Origin of the sequence: Variibacter gotjawalensis, assembly GCF_002355335.1 — a bacterium.
Taxonomy (GTDB): domain Bacteria; phylum Pseudomonadota; class Alphaproteobacteria; order Rhizobiales; family Xanthobacteraceae; genus Variibacter; species Variibacter gotjawalensis.
The window spans coordinates 73,604-96,590 of the sequence record NZ_AP014946.1; the positions used below are offsets into that span (position 1 = coordinate 73,604).

18 protein-coding genes are annotated in these 22,987 nt (G+C 54.0%); 8 read left to right on the forward strand and 10 right to left on the reverse strand.

Features of this window, described 5'->3' with window-relative positions; genetic code table 11:
- The first annotated feature begins 365 nt into the window (after window positions 1–365).
- The gene (locus GJW30_RS00365; protein ID WP_157746659.1) at window positions 366–1,064 is read left to right on the forward strand and encodes a class I SAM-dependent methyltransferase; all 699 of its coding nucleotides are present in this window, start codon (window positions 366–368) and stop codon (window positions 1,062–1,064) included.
- 21 nt (window positions 1,065–1,085) lie between these two features.
- On the opposite strand, the gene GJW30_RS23145 is transcribed toward GJW30_RS00365, so the two are convergent.
- From GJW30_RS23145 to GJW30_RS00395, 4 genes are all read right to left on the reverse strand, one after another.
- Entirely contained in the window at window positions 1,086–1,478 is a 393-nt protein-coding gene (locus GJW30_RS23145) for a GtrA family protein (RefSeq protein ID WP_096350379.1), read from the reverse strand.
- Window positions 1,475–2,695, reverse strand: a complete 1,221-nt coding sequence (locus tag GJW30_RS00375; RefSeq protein WP_096350381.1) for a glycosyltransferase family 2 protein — start codon at window positions 2,693–2,695, stop codon at window positions 1,475–1,477. The genes GJW30_RS23145 and GJW30_RS00375 overlap by 4 nt, the downstream gene beginning before the upstream one ends.
- A gap of 304 nt (window positions 2,696–2,999) precedes the next feature.
- Entirely contained in the window at window positions 3,000–4,685 is a 1,686-nt protein-coding gene (locus GJW30_RS00385) for a hypothetical protein (RefSeq protein ID WP_130364662.1), read from the reverse strand.
- Between the two features lie 469 nt (window positions 4,686–5,154).
- Window positions 5,155–6,126, reverse strand: coding sequence for a hypothetical protein (locus GJW30_RS00395; RefSeq protein ID WP_096350389.1), 972 nt, complete (start codon window positions 6,124–6,126; stop codon window positions 5,155–5,157).
- Between the two features lie 482 nt (window positions 6,127–6,608).
- On the opposite strand from GJW30_RS00395, the gene GJW30_RS00400 reads away from it, so the two are divergent.
- The 3 genes from GJW30_RS00400 (at window position 6,609) to GJW30_RS00405 (ending at window position 7,696) form a co-directional block, all read left to right on the forward strand.
- Window positions 6,609–6,854: a hypothetical protein gene (locus GJW30_RS00400; protein WP_096350391.1), complete on the forward strand. Its 246-nt coding sequence runs from the start codon at window positions 6,609–6,611 to the stop codon at window positions 6,852–6,854.
- A 36-nt stretch (window positions 6,855–6,890) separates the two neighbouring features.
- Window positions 6,891–7,067, forward strand: coding sequence for a hypothetical protein (locus tag GJW30_RS22450; protein WP_157746660.1), 177 nt, complete (start codon window positions 6,891–6,893; stop codon window positions 7,065–7,067).
- Window positions 7,068–7,525: 458 nt separating this feature from the next.
- Window positions 7,526–7,696: a hypothetical protein gene (locus GJW30_RS00405; RefSeq protein WP_157746661.1), complete on the forward strand. Its 171-nt coding sequence runs from the start codon at window positions 7,526–7,528 to the stop codon at window positions 7,694–7,696.
- Here the strand turns inward: GJW30_RS00405 and GJW30_RS00410 are convergent.
- The 5 genes from GJW30_RS00410 to GJW30_RS00430 all read right to left on the reverse strand — a co-directional run bounded on the left by GJW30_RS00410 (window position 7,690) and on the right by GJW30_RS00430 (window position 13,182).
- The gene (locus GJW30_RS00410) at window positions 7,690–7,911 is read right to left on the reverse strand and encodes a hypothetical protein (protein WP_096350396.1); all 222 of its coding nucleotides are present in this window, start codon (window positions 7,909–7,911) and stop codon (window positions 7,690–7,692) included. The two genes, GJW30_RS00405 and GJW30_RS00410, sit on opposite strands and share 7 nt — an antisense overlap.
- Before the next feature lie 12 nt (window positions 7,912–7,923).
- Window positions 7,924–8,721 (reverse strand): class I SAM-dependent methyltransferase, encoded by a 798-nt coding sequence (locus GJW30_RS00415; RefSeq protein WP_096350398.1) that lies wholly within the window; start codon window positions 8,719–8,721, stop codon window positions 7,924–7,926.
- Window positions 8,722–8,732: 11 nt separating this feature from the next.
- Complete coding sequence (locus tag GJW30_RS00420; RefSeq protein ID WP_130364664.1) at window positions 8,733–9,104, reverse strand: hypothetical protein; 372 nt, start codon at window positions 9,102–9,104, stop codon at window positions 8,733–8,735.
- Between the two features lie 25 nt (window positions 9,105–9,129).
- Window positions 9,130–10,668: a class I SAM-dependent methyltransferase gene (locus GJW30_RS00425; RefSeq protein WP_096350402.1), complete on the reverse strand. Its 1,539-nt coding sequence runs from the start codon at window positions 10,666–10,668 to the stop codon at window positions 9,130–9,132.
- 153 nt (window positions 10,669–10,821) lie between these two features.
- Window positions 10,822–13,182 carry a beta strand repeat-containing protein gene (locus tag GJW30_RS00430; protein WP_096350404.1) on the reverse strand — a complete coding sequence of 787 codons (2,361 nt, stop codon included), beginning with the start codon at window positions 13,180–13,182 and terminating at the stop codon, window positions 10,822–10,824.
- Window positions 13,183–14,900: 1,718 nt separating this feature from the next.
- Between GJW30_RS00430 and GJW30_RS00440 the strand changes: the two genes are divergently transcribed.
- Entirely contained in the window at window positions 14,901–15,785 is an 885-nt protein-coding gene (locus tag GJW30_RS00440) for a calcium-binding protein (protein WP_130364666.1), read from the forward strand.
- A 313-nt stretch (window positions 15,786–16,098) separates the two neighbouring features.
- Here the strand turns inward: GJW30_RS00440 and GJW30_RS00445 are convergent, their stop codons facing one another.
- The gene (locus tag GJW30_RS00445; RefSeq protein WP_096350410.1) at window positions 16,099–17,967 is read right to left on the reverse strand and encodes a M10 family metallopeptidase; all 1,869 of its coding nucleotides are present in this window, start codon (window positions 17,965–17,967) and stop codon (window positions 16,099–16,101) included.
- Window positions 17,968–18,654: 687 nt separating this feature from the next.
- On the opposite strand from GJW30_RS00445, the gene GJW30_RS00450 reads away from it, so the two are divergent.
- The 3 genes from GJW30_RS00450 (at window position 18,655) to GJW30_RS00460 (ending at window position 22,483) form a co-directional block, all read left to right on the forward strand.
- Window positions 18,655–20,664 (forward strand): putative bifunctional diguanylate cyclase/phosphodiesterase, encoded by a 2,010-nt coding sequence (locus GJW30_RS00450; protein ID WP_130364668.1) that lies wholly within the window; start codon window positions 18,655–18,657, stop codon window positions 20,662–20,664.
- A 257-nt stretch (window positions 20,665–20,921) separates the two neighbouring features.
- Window positions 20,922–21,266 carry a hypothetical protein gene (locus tag GJW30_RS22455; protein ID WP_130364670.1) on the forward strand — a complete coding sequence of 115 codons (345 nt, stop codon included), beginning with the start codon at window positions 20,922–20,924 and terminating at the stop codon, window positions 21,264–21,266.
- Between the two features lie 206 nt (window positions 21,267–21,472).
- Window positions 21,473–22,483, forward strand: coding sequence for an NADP-dependent oxidoreductase (locus GJW30_RS00460; RefSeq protein WP_096350415.1), 1,011 nt, complete (start codon window positions 21,473–21,475; stop codon window positions 22,481–22,483).
- Window positions 22,484–22,987 lie beyond the last annotated feature (504 nt).

Sequence of the window (22,987 nt, forward strand, 5' to 3'; positions counted from 1 at the left end):
CCATCAAAACTGCTACTGCTAAATGCCTGCTCACGATCATCGATTATCCCCTGTGAGAGTGTTCAAGCTTTGCTTGAACAGCATGTCAACAGTTTGCTTTTGGCACCGGCCGCCCTCGGCTCATACTTCATATCAGCTTGTCGCAACTGCAGAAGCCGATCAGCTTCGGGAGCTTCCCGGTCACAATTTGAGGCAGCACCGCGAAGTTCGGGGAGAAAATTGGCGATGCTGAACTCACCCAACCTGGAGGGCAAACATGGGCTTATGATACGGCTTGGGTTCATGAAACACCGCTATTCAAACAAGGATCTGATCAGTAGGCTCATCACCGTCATCTACGGTCACCAATGAGATCTTTGAGGCCAATGTCTAAACTGGCAAATGCTCAATACAACGTTGCGGCGCCTGACTCTCTACCAGTTCGGCTCGCGACGTATCAGCGGCGGCGCATGTTCGATATATTCCTGCGGGAGTTCGATTTGCCCAGCCCCGACGTCAAGATATTGGATGTTGGCGTGACAAGCGATCGAACGTATTCGTCGTCTAATTATCTGGAAGCTTGGTACCCACACAAGCACTGTATAACTGCTGCGGGTATCGACGACGCTTCATTTCTCGAGACGCAATATCCTGGAATGACATTCACATATGCCAATGCCAAAAATTTGCCGTTTCCTGATCGGCATTTTGATGTCGTTCACTCTTCAGCAGTGCTGGAACATGTTGGGTCGTTTTCAGAGCAATCAAAGATGATTGCTGAAGTCGCGCGTGTAAGTAAACGAGGCTTTTTTCTTACCACGCCGAACCGATGGTTCCCGATCGAGTTTCATACAGTTCTGCCGCTGGTCCATTGGTTACCCAAACCGACATTTCGTCGCATTATGGACGCGACAGGACGTGGCTTTTTCGCCAAGGAAGAAAATCTAAATTTGATGTCATCTTCTGAGATCAAACGGGCAATCCGTATCAGCAGTGTATCAAAAGAGTTCGCCTGGGATGTGAAGACTGCGACGTTGGGATTTTGGCCGAGCAATCTACTGCTCATAGCGCGAAGAATTTTGTGAGTTGCAGGACCCCGCAGCTCGTTAGCGAAACACCCAAGCTCGCGAGGCGGCAAAGCCAAAAACCGCGACGATCAACGCAGGCAGCGCTCCTGCGACAACTTTCGGGGCTCCTGCTACGGACAAGATTTGCGTACAGACGCTCGCGACAATCAGGCAACAAACCTGGAGGGTAAAGTACCGAAGAAACGCTCGACCCGACCCGCCCTGTCGAGCGAAAGTCCAGTATTGCTGCGCAAAGTAGCTAATAAGAAAAGATATCAAGTATGATAAAGCGCCAGAGAATAATCCATTTAACCCTGCCTGCAGAAAAGCCCAGACGAGCACCGTGTAGAGGAACGCGCAGCCGCAACCAACTATAAAAAACTTAAGCGTTTCAGGTTGACCGAGAGACTTGCGGAGCCGGGAAATGGTCACTGCTGGCGGCTAGACGTTTTGTGCGATGACAAGGGGATTCGCAGAATTCCAATCAGAAATCCAGAAAAAAGTATTTGAAATCCGATCACGCTCAACGTCAGACCAGCGATCACAACCCGCGGGACTCGCGAAGAGCCCAAATCACCGAAATCGTGCTGAGCCCATGATGCGAAACCTAAAATAACAGCGATAAGCCCAAGGAGAATTAGGGCAAGTGCGTATACAGACATCCGATCAGTTGAGAACAGTCTCTCGAGCATCATCGTTCGTTCAGACCAAGGAAGCAGGCCGTTCAGAGCAGCATATTGGCGTGCTGTCGCACCAATCGTCATGACTTGAACGCCCACAATGATAGAAAAGCATGCGATCACAAACGTGTTCAAATCGAAAACAACGGCGCCAACTTTGAGCGGCGCGATGAAAAGAAGCGCGGAGCTCAGAAAACCGACCAAAATAAGCACGCCTCCAGGAATGAAATAAAGCCAACGCGGGCTATACATCAGGAGAAATTTCAAGTGGCGCCAGCCGTCGCGCCAAGTCCGGAGATGCGGAGCCCTAGACCTTCCGTCTTTCTTCAGCGTGGTGGGAACCTCACGAATGCGATATCCGGCCAGCGAACATTTAACAACCATCTCACTTGCGAACTCCATGCCGGTGGTAAGAAGACGAAGAGCTCGGATTCGCTCAGTGTTGAATCCTCGAAGTCCGCAATGAAAATCGCCGACCGGTACTTTGAAAAAGAGGCGGCCGATAAAACTCAACACAGGATTTCCAAGGTAGCGATGTAGCCATGGCATAGCGCCCTCGCCAATCCCGCCCCGGAAACGGTTGCCCATAACAAGATCTGCGCCGTTACGCAGCTCAGCGAGGAAAAACTGGAGGCTATCAAAATCGTAAGAGTCGTCTGCATCCCCCATTACGCAATAATCGCCTCTCGCGTGCGCAATGCCTCCCAATAACGCGGCCCCGTAACCTTTTTCAGGAATGCTCACGACGCGAGCACCCAACGCGACAGCGATCTCTTGCGAACCATCGGTTGAGCCGTTATCGGCGATCAGGACTTCTCCGGCGATTTGATGTCTCTCGATAAACCGAATGGCTTTCTCCACGCAGATGCCGATCGTTTCCGCCTCGTTGAGGCATGGCATAAGAATCGTCAACTCTACATGCTCAAGCGCAAGCACAGTTTGGCTGCTGTTTGTATAGGTCAGTGTCATAGTTCGAGCGCTGAGTCGTTTGGCTTTAGGCAGTTTAGAAGTTCGAAGCGATGGTCAATAGGCATTGCGCTTTCAATTTCTTAAGCGGCGTAGTTCGAGTACACTTAAGCGGCATTGTTCGGTGTATACCACAGTGACATCCTCGAGGAAGATGATGTCTATCGCGTACCCCTGCTTCAGGCAGCGGGTGTACGATCCGCCGCACCGCCCTAGTTCATTGTAGTGCGCCAGCGCTTGCAGGCGTTGCAGGTCAAACACTACGACAGGACACAGCGCAAAACGATCTGCATCGTTTCAACGATCACTACCGCGGACCCATCACCCGGTACAGCTTGATCAGACTTACCGAATGAATTGGTTGAAGCCGGGGCGACACCAACTCATCGGTGGTCAGAACACAGGTACCGTCTGCAGCTTTGTCTACCACTTCAGCTAGCTGGACGTTCGACAATACGCGGAATGGCATTGCGACGCCGATTCGAAACACAGAATAAATCAGCGGTACGAATGTCTGTGCAGTTCCGGCTGCGATAATCGAAGAATTCGGATGGCACACAAGCTTGGCAACGTCCCCTATTTGTCGAAAGCCGTTAATGAGCGACGACTGGGACATTACACGTTGAACTTTCGCGGAATTCCAAAGACCGACGCTCGAAAACGCCATCACGGTTACAAGTGAAATCGTGACGAGCTTGTCGCGGAAGAACAAAATGGCGACCGATGCCGCTATCGGGATGCATACAACCGCGGTGCGAAGCCAGCTTGGTGACACGGCGCCAAATTCTTTCTGAGCGTAGAACATAAACAGCTCAGGCGAGTCTGCCGCTAAAAACCGAAACTCATCGAAGGTGAGCCAAACGAAGACGGCCGCGATTATCCAACAGGCAGCAATGGAAGCAGCGAACAGCGAGGAAATTTCCGGCGGCCGAGTTTGAACAGCTAAGATCACAATTATTGGAAAAACAAAATTTAGATAACGGAAATGTATGCGATCGGGCTCGATCGACAGCAGATAGCAGATGGACACTGTCACTATGAGCAAAGAAACGAGAGCAAATACAGTGAGAAATGTTCGACGGCCATCGCTCGGGGTTTGTGAAGATGACGTGTAGGACGACTGCTGTCGTAGGTATCTGACCAGGAGAAAAACGAACGGCGCAAATAGAAACATGAAATACATCGAATAACACAACAACAGATACGCGAAAGCTTTGAGCTTGACAGACGTTGGAACAGCGTTGCGGAACAGTTCCAAATAGAAGGGGCCAACCGCACTCGCATCGGCGGAGACTAGCTTAGGTGCGAACAAAAACTTAAGTGCGAAAAAGGCCGCGACAAAAAGTGTGACTTGTTTCGCGACGGGGGAGAGCAACGAGGTCCACTGCGCCCTCTCGAAAATGAGTCGATATGTGATTATCGAAAGGATAAAACCGCCGAATAGCATTGCACCATGCGGCTTGATCAGGCAAAGAGCTGAGAACAACAAAGCTAGAGTAGCTTGATGGCTAAGACGATCAACCGGGTGAAATCGGTGTAGAAAAATGCAGATCAATGCGAATATGAATAAGTAAGCCATTTCCGGCATAATGTACGATACATATGTTATAAGTGGCATTGTAATGAGGGCCGCAGCCAATAATTTTTGGTTTTCTCTTCGTTCAAATATTATCCGAAAAAGTGCGACTACAGCTCCAACGAACGCACCAACATTCAACAATTTTGCAGCTATGTCGAGCTGCATTCCAGTGCTGTAAAGAAGGTTCAATATTCGCAGGTATAAGAAATTGTTTATCTGCGGGATCACTGGCGCCAGTGTAGTCCAATGGTCCCAACGTTTAAATTCGACTGCGCCGATATGATATGACAGCTCATCGAACACTATGATCGGACTAAATACACGCAGCGCCAAGAAAGCGCCGAGCAGGACGCCCAAAACAGACATTGATCTTGCAACGAGCACTTGATCACTGTCAGCGCTATGAGATGTCAATCTTCCCTCCAAACAGACTTAGCTTGTAAATCAGCTAGACCAAACGCAACCCTGTCGCGATTGCTCTAGAAGGCCTTAACACAACGAGAATGCATAACCGATTTGAGCAAAAAACACGAACTCGTCGGTTGGCACATCCATCCAGCGAATATGACGAAGACCGAGAAGCACGAAGACACGTGGGGGCTTTTCGCGGCCAGAAGGAGCCAACGTCGCCGCGGCTGAGCAATGGTGTCGCCTTCGAGGGCTGGACTGGTCTCTGGACCATCCCAATTTATCGAAGACAAGCAGTGGCTCGGCTATGTGTATGAGAAGAAGGCCGACGCTGAGGCCATGCTCGCCGCCTTCGGAGGCGACGGGTTCCTGTCCAACCGGCCGCAGTGGCTGAACGCTCGGAGAAATCCAAGACACCCGTTCTTAAAGCGCCCCACTTAGCCCAGCATCGTCGTTTTTACACATCGACGGCGGCTCAGAGCAAGAACGCCCCGACCTCGTAGGTACCAAAAGACTGGTACGCACTTTTTGCTGCAACGTAGTATGTACCAGCCTCGGTGGTTGTGTAACCGACAGCACCTTCCCAGCCCGGGCCGGTTGGCGTGTTCGCACCGGGTGTAGAAACCAAGACGTGACCCTCGGCATCGAGGAGATCGACAAAGATAGATTCTGCCGTGCCGCTGTTTGAGTGGGCACCGCGCCCGAGAAATCCATACCTTTGATTGGCTTCCAACTGGACGGCAAACCAGTCAACATCGCCGGCCTTCTCGAAAACACCGGTCGAGGTCGAACCAATAACGAGAACACCATCGGTTGAGATTGATGCGGGGTAGTCGTCTGGGTCGTCATCCGCATCGAAGTCAGAGCCATCAGCGATTTCAATGTTAGTGAACTTTTCGCCAGACTGTGGAATCTGAGCCGTGCCGTTGTTTACTGCGGCCAGCAGATCCACGACCGCATCACCCCTGCCTTTGATATCTTGATCGACCAATATCTTCATCAACGCAGCCGCGCCAACAACGCCTACGCCAGCAACGGGCGAAAAATCAAATTCAGCGGCTCGATTCACGAAGAAGTCTTGTTGCGAGAGGAAGTACTCTCGGCCCTCTGTCGATCGCATTTCGATAGGGACTAGCTGCTGATAAACCGTAATCAGCACTGTGCGCGCGTCGAAACTGCTCTCAATCAACTTATCGAAGACTGCTCGACCTTCGTTGTTGCCTTGATACAGATTGACGAACGAATTGATGTAGATGTTCTCATCATTGAACGCGTAGGACGAGTAGGAGCCGAAGTTCGTCGCGTTGTTGTTGCCGATAAGATCGGTGTAGCCTTTGATTGTCGGCACGCCGAAGCCGAACAACTCATAAGCTGCTGTCAGCGCTTTAAACTGAGAAATATTTTGACCCGTCGCATTGACCAACGTTTTCAAATCAGAAAGCGACATATTTCAATTCCCGCAAATATTTGACTTAGTCTTGTTACGCACAAGCGGTTGATCGCGCAACCCAACTCGAGTACTAGCTTTTTCGCTCCGCGCCCAAGTCTGCGTTCCGTTCAATCGTTGCCGCCTCGCGTCAGGAACCGGTCGGAAAAGGGTTTTGAGGTGATCAAGGGGTTGGTCTGTGGCGTCACTTCTTAGTCGACCTGCCCAATACGACCGAGCTTGATCCGAACCAATTCAAACCTTTGCTCAGGGAGCGCTCGGCGACCCGCTTGCGGCTTGCGTGAGGGCGGGACAACGTGCCACGCGCTCGTGAAGGCCATAGGCAGCGACGGCTTCATATCGAACCGGAAGGCCTGGCTTGAGGCGCGGCGGCAGGGGCGTATGCACCTGTCGCGACCGCTCAATACCTCAGATGGGGGCTGGTGATTTATACGGCGCATGTGCTTCCATAAGCGTGGAGACTTGGGGAAAGACGTTCGGCAATGCAGCACGATCCGCCCGATCAAGCGGGCTACTATTGGGCAAAGGTCATTAAGCCCGAAGGAATGCGCAAAGGCGAAGATTGGCGCTCAATTGATTGGGAGATCGTCCAGGTCGTCGTGAACGACCTCAGCGAACGATCGACACCCTTCGACAGGTTCGGCGTATTCGTACCCGGTATCGGCACAATGCAACGGGTCAGTCGCCTGCAGTGGGGCCCACGCGTAGACGCGATCCCTCCCGATTAACGTCTCGACTTGATCCGCCGGAATTGGACACGCCCATTGCATCCTGCCGACGTCAAACTGCTCATCGCTGCGATTGCATTCATCGCCGCAGCAACCGCTGCTCATATCTATGCTCCGAACGTCGGCTTCCCGTTGTGGGAGTCGCTAGTAGGAACTGTTATCGCCATAGTCGGGGTGCTGGCCTGGTTGTTCTGGCCGGTTCGCAAGAAATAGAGGGCCTCATTTCCGCGCCCACCGACCCCGCTTCGGCTCGCCTGGTTTTGACAGCACGAATTTAAAAAGTCGGACCAATATCTCGCTGAGTTAAAAGTTTGCGCCGTCTAGGTGTGATCCGATCTGTGTCGCGAGCTTGCGCCAACGATCTGCGAGTTCGCGCCATGTTGCCGCATCAGAAACATTAGCCGCTTGGTCGGCAGCTACCTCGCAGCGTCCGGCCTCGGCTCTGGCAGCATCAGCGGTTAGATCGTCTTCCGGCAGGCCTGGCATACTCGGCGACTCCGACGACATCGCGACAATTGTCATAAGTCTCCAACAGAACATACCGCTACGCACGCAACGCATGCCTCGAAAAGCAAGCTATGCGTTGTGTCGTTGTGACTGCTGATTACGGAAACAACCGCACAAATTACGTGGAGAAGCGCGTCCGAAGACAATCGGACCAGGGAGGGAAGATGGCCGACAAGCCAAAAGAGCGCCTTACGACTAACCCCAGCAGCCGACGCGAAAAGGCGCGGGAGCTGATGCGCCTCGCGGACAACACCGAAGATATGAAGGAAGCCGCCGAATTGCTGCGCCAGGCTGCGTCGGAGCTAGATGCAGCTCGACGCGATACGGATCACTGACGCTCACTCCTAGCCCACCTACCCCGTTTTGACCTTTCCGTCTTCACCCGCACGAACTGAAATCCTCGTTCACGGAGCGTCTCAGCCACGCGCTCTGCGGCTTCCTTGGCATCGTGGAGAATGAGGTCGCCGATAATCTCTTGGCCGTCGTAGCGGACCGACCAGCGGTTGCCGACTGGGGTGACGTAGACGATGGCAGCGATGTCAGATGGCATCGTCGATGTCGCCTAATTCCTTTGCCAGACAACGTTGATGTACTCACCGTCCTTCACGCGATCAACGACCGCGAAGCCGGTGAGCTCTCCGAGCTTTTCGGCAGAGCGACCGAGCAAAAACAATGTATGAAATCTCGTGAACGCATATGAGTATTCATAGCAAGGACTCGAGTGAGCCATTTTGGCCCCCGGCTGAAGGTGACCGTGGAATTCTGCGAACTGCGCGATCGGATCGCGAAAGTGCTCGATAACATTATTCGAAAAGATACCAGCAAATTTCGCGCTGATGGCCTCTCGGGTGTGAACCACGAATTGTCCGCTCGTCTCGGCGCTCGGCTCGAAGCCCCAGACGTCAAAGCCTTCAGCCCGAAGCTTTGCGACCGTCGGACTCCATTCGCCACCACAGCCCCAATCGAGATACGGCCCGAGCTTGTGAGGATCCAAGGAGCGGAAGGTCCGCTGCTCGTTCTCGCTTGAATCACTTTCGGAATACGACGCATATAGCTTGCGGTAGTCGAGATCGACGAACTGCTCGTCGAGATCGAGATACTTCATTGGGCCGAAGATGCAGTCGCAGCTAGGGCAGACATAGCGCTCGAGCTCGCCGCCTCCAAAGATGCAGCGGTCTGTCTTGATCGCGTAACCGGAGCGCTTGTCAGTGTGCTCGCAGACGATGCATTTGATGTCGCGCGTCGGCAGGCTTGAGCGGTAGGTTGCATCCAGGACGTTCCAGAGGCCCGCTGATAGGTGTCGGTCCAGCAGCGACACTTGGCGCTCAAGCTTGGCAAGACGCTCTGCAAACTCGTCCATGGGCCCTCAAGCTAGCTTCGGTTCTGCGGCGTCCATTGCTCAGTGCCGAGCACACCTCCGCCGAGACTTGTCCATGTACCGCTCAGGCTGCCGCTTGAGTTGAGCTCAAAAAACGCAACGCCGGCAGCTCCGGTTTGAGGTTGGAAAACGACAGCGAGTTTCCCGTCTCGGAAGATGCCCGTGCCTGTCGCGCGCGTCTGACCGATCTGCCAAACGATCTGGTAGGTGTCGCCTTTCCGCTGCACCGTCACGCGGCCTTGATAACGACCCGCGCCATCGGGGTTCTGACCTTCGATCGCATACGGTCCGGAGAGGTTAGCTTGTTGAGCGTGCGCTGCGAAAGCAAAGCAGATGCTCAACACAATCGCGATCAGCAAACGCATCACTACCCCCGGTCGTTTCATTTGATCAGATGATCTGCAAACTCTTCAGCACTGGAAGCTGTTTCTCGAACAACTTAGCCTGAGCACCAATCTCAGCAAGGTTCTCTTCTGCAGTGTCTAAGCGTTTGCCTTCTTTGACGACGGCCTGCCCTTGAGAAGAAATGACCTGCCAGGCGAACTCTGCCCATTCTTCGCTGGTTTTTTTGCCTTCGGTAAAAGCGAGAAGGAAGAGTTGTTGAAATCGCCCAATTCCGACACCTCCGCCAGTCACCGGCGACGCCAGTGACTGTAAGTCCCCGCTGTCGCGAGCCCGATGTAAAACTGCTTGATTAAATGGCTTCGTTGTACGCGCGCGTTTTCCATCATCTTTGGCGGGCAAAGCAGGCTGCACGTGACCGGCGCCGATCAAGATCACAAGTGCTTGCTGGAGATTGCTCCAGCTGATTTGACCGACCCTCGCATCGCCTACCATCTCGCGCAACGTTGCGGGCCCCGCGCTCAGGCGATCAAGAATCGGTGCATAGATATCAGCTTGCATGGTCGCTTCACCACGACCAGCCTTCACCCTCAATTCGATGTCAGCTCGATTGGTCGACAACGCAAATCGCTGTTTGAGCCAAGCTTCGCGAGCCAGTCTAGGCGTTAGCGACAAAGGCCCTTTGATGAAAACGTCACGCCGAAACTGTTGATTGAGGATGTAATCGCGTGTCGCTTCGCGATGGACAATGTCGCTACTCTTGCCGAGTAATTCACGCTGTTCGTCCGTGAAATTGATCGAATCAATGTGATCCAGATAGTGTGTCGAACCCACAAAGCTCAACTTTGCCTCAGCCAGATCGCTAGCAACATCCGCGAAATAAAAAGGCGTCCAGTCCCGATTGAAATATTCGTGCGCCAAATAGCCGTGTGGCATGTCTTTCAGCTTGTCAAACCTCGGCCCAACAGTTGGATTTTGCGCAAGATAGGCCGGAGAACTTTTCAGGAATTGCGCAACAGCGTCGAGAGCTTGTGGGACTTTTCTTGCGGTTGGGCCGTGTACGCGCGATGCAGCGTCAATCAACAATTGACGAAGCGGCATTGCTGCTGCCCAGCCCGGAAGCGCGTTGTAACTGATGTAAACGATCCCGCCGACTTTCAGCTTGCTTTTGATGAATTGAACAATGTGCTGTCGATTTTCGAAGCTGATCCAGCTGTAGATCCCGTGCAATGAAATGATGTCGAACTGATCCGGTAGACCCGGCGTGTCTCCGAATTCGGAAAATGTCGCATCGTAAAAGTGAGCGTTTGAAAGCTGCGCATCGACGGCAAGTGCTTTCGCGCCGGCGATCTGTGACGGGTTGAAATCGGTCGCGTGAAATTGGATCTCTGGATTGGCGGCAGCCAACAAATTTATCGAAAAACCCCGCCCGCATCCTAGTTCGCAATAGTGGAGCGGGCTTCCGACTGTCGTCCCGCCGAGGCCGACGATTAGTGGCACGAGGCTGAGCAGCGCTGGCGTCAGCTCACGATAGAAACCATGTGTGTAGTTGATGTCAGCTACGTAACCAGCCGTCCACGAGCTCATTGCGTGCGCCTGTGTTCTGCGGTTGATTGGCGAAAATGCCAGGTTGCTACGATGACGTTGAGGGCCGTCACAAAATGAAAACGGCAGGAGGTCACGAAGACCCCCTGCCGCCTCAGTTTCTACAGCCCGGGCCGAACCGGGCCGCATACTTGGTTAGATGATGTCGGCAGCTTCGATGCCAGCGAGCGTGACGCCGGTTAGCTTCACGACATGAGTGTTTGTCTCGCCGGTGACCGTTCCGTTATCGTCGAAGAACACGTAGGTATCGCTACCAACCTGCTGAGCACTATACTTGACAGTTCCGTCAAGCTGCGCATCGGCAGCTGCGAGAGCGGCTGCAAAGTCGGCAACCGCAGCGGCACCTTCCTTGTAGTTCGTCGCCGAGCCAGCAGCAGCACCGAACTCGATCTTGTCAGACTTAGTGACGAAATCGGTGATGGTATCAGCTGAAGCTTGGATAGCTGCGGCAGTGTCCGCAGTCGGATTCGTGATGACGAAAAACGTATCGCCACCCGCGTTACCCGTCATGGTGTCAGCGCCGGCGCCACCATTGATGATATCGGCTGCACTACCACCCTTGATGATGTCCGAAGCAGCGCTGGCACCGATGATGTTGAGTTTGCCAGTGAAAGACGAGCCATCAATGTTGGAGCCGGTGCCGCCTGGGAAGTTGGCGTAGGTGAGCGTGGTATTCTGCGAGCCTGTCAGGTTGATCGACTGGTTGTCAGCAACAATCAACGTGATGTTATTGTCCGCGATACCAGCTGTACCGGTAGACGACACGTTGATCGTCGACGAGCCTTGAACAAAGAGGCTGGCCGATGCGTCTGCCGCAGCCGTAGCGCTTCCCTGCAGATCTACGTTGAGGATGCTGGCGCCGAGCTTGAGAGCGACCTGTGAAGCCGCCGCAGCACCAGCACCGAACTCGACAGTTGAGCTTTGAGCAGCGTCGACGATGTTGAAGCTGCCAGCACCACTCGTCGAGAAGCGAGTCTGACTGACAAGATCACCATCAAGGGTGAGTGTGGCACCGACTGTGCCAAGCTCTTCAACTCCGACAACCTTCGAGAGCTTCGCTGCATCAGTTGCATTCAGGATTGATACAGCATCCGTAAACAGAAGCGTGTCGTTCGTGCCGACACCGAGGTCGATCGAATCCGCCGACGTCTGATTGGCGAATACGGTCGTGATGGTGTCGTTCGCGGAGCCGCCTTTGACGGTTAGGTCTTGAGCGCCGACAGGAGTAAGATTGGCGTTCAAGGCGCCCGTCAGTGCCGAAGCGTCGAGGCTCTTCAGTGGGCTAACCGCCGTGAACTTGAGCGATCCGCCGCCGGCCGCGGTGATCGACGTTTGAGAACCAACCAAGAACCCCAAATCATTGGTGCCCGTGGCCGTGATCTTGACTGTCTCGACACCGACCAACGAGGTCACACCACCAGCATCCACCGAAGCACCATTAGCGACCAGCGCAACGGAGTCGGCCGGACCAGCGGCGTTCGTATAATTAAATTGAGCTGTTGAACCAACCTTGCCCTCGAGCGCAGCAGTTTGCGCTGTGGTTAGCTTGATTTCGTTGCCGCCGGTCGTGCCGTTCGCGAAACCGACAACTTGAACACCGGCATTGCCTGACACGTCGAGTGCCGAAGCACCAGCGCTGGCAAGCTGTGCGTAGACCTGTTCGACGCTCGTGATCGTTGCAGTTCCAAACGCAGCAGCGTTTGCATTGCCGAAGATGTTCAGGCGGTCAGTGCCGCCGCCACCATTGATCGAATCGCCCGCGTTGATTGTTGGGTTGCCGCCATCAAGACCAGCAATGACGGTGTCATTCGAGCTACCGCCGTTTACCACGTCGACCTTCGATGTCAGGACGAGCGAAGCACCCTGCTGTGTAACGTCGTCGCCGTCGAACTTGGTGCCATCAGCAGTTTCTATCGGCGTGAAAGCAGCGCCCGACTGCGGGATAGCTGCCGAACCGTCGGCAACAGCAGCGCGAAGATCGTTGATCGAGTCGCCGAGACCGCCGATGTCGCTGTCGACAACAATCTTGGAGAGCGCAGCAGCAGCAACGACTGCGCCGGCGTTCGGACCCGTGATGCCGAGTTCAGCAGCGCGCTGAGAGTAGAAGTTTGCCTGCGAGACGAAGTAGGCCTTGCCAGCAGCTGACTGCGCCGAGAGCGGAACAATGCTGTCGTACACGAGGCCGAGCTTGTCTGAGTTGGTTGCGCCACCGCCAACGATCGCGTCGAAAGCAGCCTTAGCGTCTGCATTGAAGCGGTAGAGCGAAGCGAACGAATTGATGTAGACGTTCTCGTCGTTGAAAACGAAGTTGCCGCCAGCGCCGAAGTTCGTGGCGTTGTTGTTGTTGATGAGGTTCGTGTAACCATCAATCGTCGGTACGCCGAAGCCGAGATACTGATACGCAGCGGTCAGACCTTTGAACGACGACAGGTTCTGAGTCGTCGAGCCATTCGGCGCCGTGGCGTTGATCAGCGTATTGAGATCGCTAAGAGCCATGAGGGCATCTCCAAGAGAGGTGAATCCGTCGGGCCTCTGCCCTCAGGGTGTCCCCTTAAAGAATCGATTGATTAAACTGTCAAGCTAGAATATATGGTGGCCACCACATTTTCAGTCAGTGTAGTGCATTCATGTCAACAAATGCTCAGAGCAATCCAAATGAGGAGGCGAAACGCCTTCGGCAGTCTTGTGGATTGTGGTTGCGCGAACAACGCGAACGCTTGGGTCTTACGCAGCGCAATGTGTCCGAGCATGTTGGATTCGACACCTACATTGCGGTTTCGACCATTGAGAACGGAAGAGCTCGAGTGATTCCGAACAACTATAGAAAGTGGGCCGAGATTCTCGAGCTCGAACCGGCCGTTTTCGCGAAACAGATGTTGTTCTTTTACGAGCCGATGACGTACGAACTTCTCTTTGACGAGCGTCCAAAAGCGGTCCGTAATGTCGAGAAGTTGCTCCGGGGGCCAGGTAGGCCGAAAGTAGCGAACGATAACCTCTAGTCGTTCATGCCTTCGCGCCTAAAGCTAACGCCTTTATCGCCAGAGCAATTGCGCTAAAGTTTTCAGAGCGACGGCGGGTCTGAGCCAAGCTGAGGTGGTCCGAGACCGCCTCTCGCAGTCCGGACGCTTCGGTCAAGCCGTGGCACTGTTGGAGGCGCTATGGAGGACCGGAGCATTCGGCGGAGCCACCCGCCTTGAGCGTCCCGGCTCGCTTCTTGCTAATTGCTCAGCAGCCCGGTCGCAGTGCCCTGCATTTGGTCGGGTCAGAGTCGGAGCGCTCGGCAGCGGCATCCTGCCTTGAGCGCTTCGGCTCGTTTTTCGATTTTGAGCTGGTCAGTCTTCGTTTGCGGCCCCTTAGCGAGGGTTGAAGTCGGGCTTTCTTAGCACCCGTCTGACGTCCGGTCGCTTTGCGCTTGGTGACACGCCCGGAATCAGTTGTGCAGGCGATCCGACCATGGCGAAGGATAGGCGCAGCTAAAATCGATGCGACCTAGCCAAAGCACAATGTCCGACAACTTCCTCCTCAGAATATCATGTCGTCTCTCAGCATCGCGAAGTGCTGGAGAAGGAACAGCTCGATCCGATTGAACGGGAACAAAGTCAAACGAAAGCTGGAAATGTTGAAGCGCGGCTCGAGCGCTGGACGGTACTCAGAGCTAAGAAGTAGCTTTGATCAGCCCGATCCACGTTGCCCAAACATCGATCGTCGGGGCGATCAGCGATGATCCAACAGCTTGAGCGCTCTCGCTCGCATAACTATTGGCCGGTCAGCACATCGGACCGCCTGATTGGTGAACCGGATTGTCTCCTGTAGGCATTCCGGCTCTTTTTTATGCTAAGATGCGCACGGCCTGAGGGCAGTGAACGTGTTCGACGGGCCGAAGAGCCGGGCCGCAACCGGTTCGACAAAGCCTCTGGCGGTCCGGCTCGCTATTATTTTCGTCGCGTTGCAAGCTGGCTTCAGCCTGGCGCTTCCAACCCCAAAGTTTGATACGCCGGGTCAGAGCCGAGGTAGAGGAGCGTAGGCAAACTCTCCTTTGGCCTCGGCTCGCTTTTTCCCAAACCGCCACCAAAAAAGCCCTGCCGCATTGTGGCGGCTGCTCGTTCAAACTCCGTTTTCTTTGCGAGGGAGCTGAACCATTTTGTGGCCTGCGCCGACCAACTCTGTGACGGCCAGCACAGCTGGCTCCAACAGCTCACAGGGGAGTAATCACAATGGCAAGGACCGGAACGAATTCTGCCGACGTCATCTATGACTCGGGCTTGGGCGAGACGATCTACACCTATGGCGGCAATGACGTTATCTATGCTGGCCTCGGCCACGATACGATCGATGCCGGGGCGGGCGACGACACAATCATGGGAAGCTCGCAAACGTCCAGCGTTACTATGGCGTGGGGCTACGATTACGTCGTCGGGGGTCAAGGAAACGACTACATCAACTACAGCATGACGACCAACGAGGTCATCATTTACGGCGACGACGTCAACACTCACGTTTTGCCGGGCAACGATTATATCGTCGGCGGCCGACAGAGCGATACGCTTATCGGCGGAGGCGGCGACGACCAAATCTGGGGCGGCAATGGCGGAGACGCGATTTACGGCGACGCTGTCCTGTACATCCAGGGCGGCAACGATCGTCTCTTCGGCGAGGGCGGCAACGACACGATCTCGGGTGGTTTCGGAAACGATCTTATCAACGGCGGCGCAGGTAAAGACGTTTTGATCGGCGGTCCCGGCACCGACTGGTTTGTCTTTGATACGATTGGCGACTCGCTATCCTTCTATGCCACCGCCGATGTGATCAAGGACTTCGATCGGACCTCCGATTGGATCGTCATGAATCACGCTGGCAACTCGGGGAACTATAAAGAGTTCGCATTCAGCGGCTCAACAAACGCTGAGGCCAACTTCAACAAAGCGCTGCAGATGGCGTCACAGGTGATACACCAGGTCGACTTTGTGTTCGTGACAGACGGCCACGATGGATATCTGTTCGCCGATCAGGATCGGAATTCGACGGTCGACACAGGCGTAGTCCTTATGGGTGTCGACTCGCTTTCCAAGTTCCAAGCCACCGACATCATGGTTTTCTAAAAAAGCGGGCTTCCATCCAAGACGCCCTAAACACAGCTGGGCTCAACATCTCGTCGAGCCCAGCTGCTCACTTAAACCCGCGTATCTCAACGAAGACCAAAAACGCAGCCACGCTCACAAGCGAGCGAGGCCGCAACGTCGCGCGAGTCGGTCAGCACGACGATGTGAGATAAGAAGGTGACACGTGAGTCATGACGTTTCTCAGACGGTCCGCTTCAACAGGATCGATAAACGTCGGGAACACATTCAGTGCCAACTTAAGAATGCCGTGCTCTTGTACTCGCGCCACCTCGGCTTCGCAAAGCTGAGTAACTCAAGCGCCGTATTCCGCGAGAAGGTTGATGTTGAACTTTGCTGAGCCATCAGCGAGATCGGCCAGAAACCGTTCATCAGCAGCTGCATAAGGTCCCAAATCTGCCTTGATTGATTCTCCGAGAAGCCACCCGACCATCGCCGCCTTGGTGCCGATCGCGTCTTTTCCGTAATACGCAAAATAGTCCGCTCGAGTCATCATTTGACCCGCAACGCTCACCTGACCATTCACGAGTTCAGCAACCTTGCTATCCAACGGAACGAGCCCGAAAATTTCCGTGTAAGCTTTCTTAGTCGCATCAAACAGCGAAAGCGCCCCGTAGTCTGCTGAGAACTTAGCGTTTCCTTCGCCGAGCTTCCCCAGATTAACGCCGAAATTGATGTACCGATTCTCCAGGCTGAACGTTTGATAGTACGTATCGTTCAGATCACTGGCGTTGACGTTATCGGGGCTGTTCACCAGATACTGCATCCCGGCTTGCGTCGGAGTTTTCCCAGTGAAGAATTGATACGTCAGGATCGCGACAGACGTGGTTCCGTCAACCAAATCGATAACCGACTGCGTCATCTGTGAAGCAGAAGCTTGCCCGCTGCTATACGCACTGGAAATTTGCTCAAGCGCCGTCAATGTCGTGGCAGGCAGATTGGCGGCACTGACCTGCATCAAACCAAGGTTTAAAAAAGTCGCAGCCACTGCAGGATCAACGACAACGCCAAGCACAACAGATCCGTTGTCGAACTGTAGTCGTTCGATGCCCGTCACAAGGTCGGTCCCGTCTGGGCCTACAACCTGATACTGGCCGCCGATTTTCGTTATTTGATATTGTGATTGGGTGCCTGAAAATACCGCGGTGTCAGTTCCGGCTCCCCCCTCAAGCGTATCATTTCCTTTGCCACCGGTGAGAACGTTGTTGGCGGCATTGCCGATGATGTAGTCGGCGCCAGTACCGCCCTTCGCATTTTCGACGACTGCACCGATTGCGATGGAGACATTTTTTACGAGACGGCCAACATTGGAAAATTCGCCCTCTCGAAGGTCGATGCGTTGATTTGTGGCATAGCCGGAAAAATCTAGCGTATCGATACCGCCGGCGTCCCAAATGCTAACAGCGAATTGATCTGTCGCACTTTTCAGATAGTACACCGGTCTGTCGGCGTTAGAATTGAACCCATAAACCGTGTCGCCTGTCCGTGTTGATGTGTTAGCACCGTAAAGCCGCTGGAGTGCCGCGATATCGTGCAACATGAGTGTACTGGGCCCATAACGCACGCCTGACCACGTGAAGTCGGCCCCAGTCTCTTCGGGACGAAAGTAGCTCATGACAGAGTACTGCTTGCTGTCCTCGATGTACTCAGCGTTGCCAGCGTACGTAATCGTGCTCTGCTTATAGACGTCGTAATCTCCAGGATGGGATAGCCCTAACGTATGGCCCGTCTCATGCAACAACAGCGCGAAACCGGGCCCACCGATCGGGAAGGAAGTGTAGCCAGACGTCCAAACGTAGCCACCGCTAGTCTGCGTGTAGAAATACGCAAGGCCGCCAGTCTCGCCCGAGTTGAAATTGCCGTACGAGATTTTGTTCGCGTTTGAATACGCCGCAGAACCAATACTACCGACACCGTTGCGCTCAAAATTGATGTTCGCGACGTCTTCAAAAAGAAGAAGCGCAAGGTCGGTTGCTTCGATCTGCGCAGCATTGAACGGAGTGAAAGTCTCCATCTCGGTGTCATATGATTTGTACGGTGGGGTGTTCGACAAAAAGCCATACGTCAGGACCGGCGACGGAGAGCCTATTGGACTCGACCAAGAAAAATTTTTGCGAGTGATTTGCAGCGCAGCTTCTTGGACAGTCAAAGATTCGGTCGGCATCGTTTCCCCTTAACCAGAAAATCGTCGCTGCTCTCAGACGTATCTTGATCGCCCGTCATTGCGCATACCCCATTTAGGGGAAGATCACACGTGCGGCTGTGCTAACTTTGAATGTCATCAAGGGGGATTCTTATGACAAGAGCAGCTTTTCTCATCGGAGCGCTTCTCGCGATTTCAGTCGCAGATGCAAAGGCGAAAAACATCATCGAACAACTGTCCGCGCAACAGCAGTCTTGCTTCCAATATTGCATGGGGCGGAGCGAGCCGCGATTTCGTGGTGAATGTCAGGCAAGATGCGAAGCTTTCCGAGCCAAGAATAAATCAACAGGCTCGAAGCCCAAGCGGTAGCCGACTTCCTATCCTGCCGTCTTTAGGTTGGAGATTGATCGAGACAATTATTATCCGTGCGGCAGATGTCGCAATCGGCTGCCTGACGGACCGTGAACCTCTCGATCGCGCTTGTCGCTTCGTGGAAGTAGGCGTGCAGACTTAGCTCAAGCGCAACTTGCCTCTACCTCCGCTACGCCGTCACACTGGGGGCTAGGACGACCTTACATAGCCAAAGAACGCTATCGTGAGGTCGCACAAGAATCACTTTTACTTTCTCATTTAACTATTTTTCAAATAGCGACCTGTTATTAATTGTTAAAATATAACAGGGCTAGCATCTTGCGGATAATCTCCTGTGTGGTCTACGAGCACAATTTATGGCTCGTAGCGCTTGCTGCTGCAGTCTGCATCTTTGGCAGTTGGATTTCGTTTGGCCTTTTCGAAAGGGCGTGTGAACGCGAGGGCGCTCAGCAATATGGCTGGAGTTTCCTCACAGCGATCGCTGCCGGCGCATCTGTGTGGTGCATGCACTTTATCGCGATGCTGTCTTATGAAATCGCCGTGCCAGCTCACTTCGACCCGACTCTTACGATGGTGTCGCTTTTTGTAGCCGTTGTTGGCTGCAGTCTAGGCTTTGGGGTTGGCGCCGTTAAGCGATCGCAGTTCGCCCCAGAATTGTGTGGAGCGGTGGTTGGTCTGAGCATCGCGATTATGCACTACACCGGCATGATAGCGTACCGCGTGTCCGGCATCATCGAATGGAATTTCACATACATCGCAGCTTCAGTGATCTACGTCATTGCAGCATCGAGCGTGGCATTGAGCGTGGCGGTACGAGTGCGCTCCAAACTATCTCAGCCTTTGGCGATCGCCCTGTTTGTAATGGCTATCGTTGGTTTACATTTTGTTGGAATGACCGCTCTTGAGATCACGCCTCTCACGTCTGACGGTGCCGTGAACGAGCGGTCAGTTGGAGCTATGGCTGTGGCGATCGCGGGCGTGGGTTTTCTCGTCCTGGGTACCGGAGCTGCAAGTTATCTCATCGATGAACGAACAAGTGGGGAAACAGTCCGCCGGCTGCGCCGACTCGCACTATTCGACACGCTAACGTCTCTCCCGAACCGCGCGCACTTTAGCGAATGCTTGGCCGCTGAGTTAGCAAAAGCGGCGGCTCGAGATGGAAAGCTGGCGGTGATCGTGGTTGATCTCAACAATTTCAAGGAGCTGAACGATCTGCGCGGCCACCTCGCCGGCGACAAGCTACTCGCAGAGATCGGAGCGCGACTTTCGACGCTCGTCGATGTGGGAAAATTCATTGCGCGTGTTGGCGGAGACGAATTTGCGGCAGTCCAACGTTTTGAAACGGTCGGAGAGATCAACGGATTCGCCAGGTTAATCGACAGCGCGCTGTCTGCGCCCTTCTACTTGGACGGTTTCGAGACGCGTCCGTCGGCTGCGATCGGTATATCCTTGTATCCCTCCGATGGAATCGAAGCTCCTACTCTCGTTTCGAACGCAGATTTTGCGATGTACCGTGCCAAGAATCAGTCCGACAGCCGGATCTGCTTTTATAAAAAGGAGATGGACGAAGCTTCCAGGGAACGAGTGGCGCTCCGCGGCGACCTGAAACGCGCAATAGAGTCGAAGCAATTCGTCCTGAACTATCAAGTACAAGCTTGTGTAAATTCAGGAGAGATGACGGGCGCGGAGGCGTTAATCCGGTGGCACCATCACGAACGAGGATTGATTCTGCCTGACTCGTTTATCCCTCTCGCTGAAGAGACCGGTTTGATTATCGAAATAGGTGATTGGGTGCTGCGCACTTCGTGCAAGGCCGCGGCTGCATCTGGCGTCAAGGTAGCGGTTAATGTATCCGCGGTTCAACTAACCCGAGCAAATTTCGCGCATCGCGTGCACGCGATATTGGTCGAGTCGGGTCTATCACCTAGCTTACTCGAATTGGAAATTACAGAAACCGCTTTAATCGCAGACAAAACGGGCGCCTTGCATGCACTACGGAGTTTACGTGCACTTGGCGTCGGCATCGCGATCGACGATTTCGGCGCCGGCTATTCGTCAATCGAAACACTGCGCACTTTTCCTTTCAGCAAGATCAAACTCGACCGGGCTTTCACCAGGGACCTGGAACACGATCATCAAGCGATTGCTATCTTGCGTGCCGTTGTTGCCTTGGGCAAAGGCTTGAACATCACCGTGCTAGCAGAAGGTATCGAGACCCGATCGCAACTTGACATTATTCGACGCGAAGGCTGCGACGAAGCTCAAGGCTTTCTCTTCGGCCGCCCTGTAGCGACCATCTGTTCAGAATATACGATCGCAAAGCGGGAATTGCAGACGGCGGTTTGACATGCCGCTAAGATCGTCAGCCTGGCCGTAGCCCTACGCAGCTGTCACGTCTGCCGCGGGGTTCTCGCGGGGTTGTCATTGAACTACTGGCACTTTTTGCCTGGCTTGGGCGTTGCGGGTCGCGATCGCTTTGGCATAAAACCGCGTCACGCCACACGGCACGATCAATGCTAGCGGCGGGCGTGAGCCGACTCTAACCAGCCGAACTGTCGATGAACTTACCAAGACGATCTCACGCTGTCCTGGCTGCATTGATAATGCACGAAGCGCGAAACCGCGCGTTGCACCGCGTTGAAATCAAACCAAATGGATTTTCGGACTGGACCGCTATTGCATACGGTGAGACTGCACGTTTGGTGGAAATTACCAAGTTGGTGGAAGATATCAGCGTGCGGCTGCGTGCCCGGTTTGGACTCTTGCAGCACCCCGCGAGCGTTCGTAAGCGTGCCGAACTGCAGCAGCTCGAAACAGTCCAAGAGGGTGGGAAGCAGAGCGAAAAGCAAAGCTCGCAGCAAAGAAGCCTGATCGGATTTTTGGCAAACGATCTTATTATGGCCAAACGTTCTGTGAGACGTCCACGCCCGACGAAACCACGGGCATGAAAACAGACGTCGAACACTCACTTGCGATACGCGTTCCGAGTGACATGATCCAACCGATGATCAACGTAGGTTTAGGTCGCGACCGCGAATGGCCGGTCGAGCAATCATCTCTTCCAAGCCGTCGGGATATGGTGATCGCGCTATTGTGTGATTGCGCTTCGCCTATATCATCGTGCGGATCGTAAGAGGGCCAACCGGGGGGCACCGTGCGCGCATACGTCATGAAGAGGTATGGCAAAGCATCCGACGTCGTCCGACTTGTCGATCGACCGGCTCCCACGCCACGACCAAACGAGGTCGTCTGCGATATCGCAGCAGCGGCACTAAACCCGATAGATCTTCGGATTATTGAAGGTGATCTGAAGCGCATTGATCCGTACCGAATGCCTCACCCTATCGGATTTGATGCTAGCGGCACCGTTCGAGCTGTTGGCTCTCAAGTTCGCACATTTCGGATCGGCGATGAAGTTTTCGTTCGCGCCTCCCGCGAAACAATCGGCACGTTCGCCGAACAGATTGCTCTCCCATTTTCGTTTTTTGCTTTAAAGCCAGTTGATCTATCGCACGAAGAAGCTGCATCGTTGCCGCTCGTTGGCTTAACAACGATCCAAGCGCTCACCGATCGTTGTAGGGTCAGACCTGGACAACGCATTCTTATCCACGCTGGGTCCGGCGGCGTGGGATCGTTCGCTATTCAGTTCGCAAAGGCGATTGGCTTGCATGTTGCAACGACAACAAGCAGCCGCAACACTCAGTTTGTTCGCGATCTTGGCGCAGACGATGTGATCGCTTACGACAAGCAAGACTATTTGCAAGGGCCGACTGACTACGACGTCGTGTTTGACACTCTTGGCGGTCAACATACTTTGGATGCATTCAAGGTTGCACGCAAAGGCGGGTGTGTCGTGTCGATCGCCGGACCGCCCGACCGAAATTTTCCCGACCAGGTCGATGCCAGCTTCGCCACACGTCTCGTGATGCGTTTTCTGTCGCGGAAGGTCTTCGCTGCCAGCCGCGAAAAAGGTATTCGTTATTATCGGTTCCTCACAGAGTCGGACGGAGCGCAGCTCGCTGATATCGCTCGGCTCGTTGACCAGCAAAGAATTAGACCTGTCATCGATCAGATTTTCCCGTTCGAGCAGTTGCCCGAAGCGCTCGTGCGTTTATCTAGCAAACGAGCGCGCGGAAAAGTCGTGATCTCGATGGCCCACACTTAGCGAGCTTTGGCATTACTTGGGTTCAAGCCTCGATCGATCCTGATCGGGCTTTTGGTGAAGAACTCGAAAGTTGCGCTATTGCTCTTCTCTCCACCTGATACTTTGCGTTACCTGTCCGGACGCCGCGCGAAATTGGTTGTGACTTCGCTGTTTTCGCTTTCGCGCACGACCTCGCGTCAAACTCCATTAGATATTGAGGGCGCCGTACCTTCCGTTAAATGCGGAGCGCACGAGCCTGCCTCTCGCCTTGGCCGACACTTTGGCTTCCATAATTAATAAAGACTAAATAAATTCATCGAAACTGATTGAGCGAACGCCGAAGGCGCGGTGCTTAGGCATGCCAAGCAAATATTCGGGCTATTCCGAATCCCGAAAGTCTATCGGCATTCCGAAGAGTGCAGAGGCATTTCGCTACAAAAGAAGCCTTCGGAACAGCGATTTCGGAGCAGTTTAGCTCGAAACGACGGACTTCAGCTGCAAACGAGCCCACCCTTCCCGGAGATC

What these genes read in the sequence shown, in the direction of transcription:
- GJW30_RS00365 (WP_157746659.1), top strand. Translation starts at nt 366, where the DNA reads ATGTCTAAACTGGCAAATGCTCAATACAACGTTGCGGCGCCTGACTCT.
- GJW30_RS00375 (WP_096350381.1), bottom strand. Translation starts at nt 2,695, where the DNA reads ATGACACTGACCTATACAAACAGCAGCCAAACTGTGCTTGCGCTTGAG.
- GJW30_RS00395 (WP_096350389.1), bottom strand. Translation starts at nt 6,126, where the DNA reads ATGTCGCTTTCTGATTTGAAAACGTTGGTCAATGCGACGGGTCAAAAT.
- GJW30_RS00400 (WP_096350391.1), top strand. Translation starts at nt 6,609, where the DNA reads ATGCAGCACGATCCGCCCGATCAAGCGGGCTACTATTGGGCAAAGGTC.
- GJW30_RS00405 (WP_157746661.1), top strand. Translation starts at nt 7,526, where the DNA reads ATGGCCGACAAGCCAAAAGAGCGCCTTACGACTAACCCCAGCAGCCGA.
- GJW30_RS00410 (WP_096350396.1), bottom strand. Translation starts at nt 7,911, where the DNA reads ATGCCATCTGACATCGCTGCCATCGTCTACGTCACCCCAGTCGGCAAC.
- GJW30_RS00415 (WP_096350398.1), bottom strand. Translation starts at nt 8,721, where the DNA reads ATGGACGAGTTTGCAGAGCGTCTTGCCAAGCTTGAGCGCCAAGTGTCG.
- GJW30_RS00420 (WP_130364664.1), bottom strand. Translation starts at nt 9,104, where the DNA reads ATGCGTTTGCTGATCGCGATTGTGTTGAGCATCTGCTTTGCTTTCGCA.
- GJW30_RS00425 (WP_096350402.1), bottom strand. Translation starts at nt 10,668, where the DNA reads ATGAGCTCGTGGACGGCTGGTTACGTAGCTGACATCAACTACACACAT.
- GJW30_RS00430 (WP_096350404.1), bottom strand. Translation starts at nt 13,182, where the DNA reads ATGGCTCTTAGCGATCTCAATACGCTGATCAACGCCACGGCGCCGAAT.
- GJW30_RS00440 (WP_130364666.1), top strand. Translation starts at nt 14,901, where the DNA reads ATGGCAAGGACCGGAACGAATTCTGCCGACGTCATCTATGACTCGGGC.
- GJW30_RS00445 (WP_096350410.1), bottom strand. Translation starts at nt 17,967, where the DNA reads ATGCCGACCGAATCTTTGACTGTCCAAGAAGCTGCGCTGCAAATCACT.
- GJW30_RS22455 (WP_130364670.1), top strand. Translation starts at nt 20,922, where the DNA reads ATGCACGAAGCGCGAAACCGCGCGTTGCACCGCGTTGAAATCAAACCA.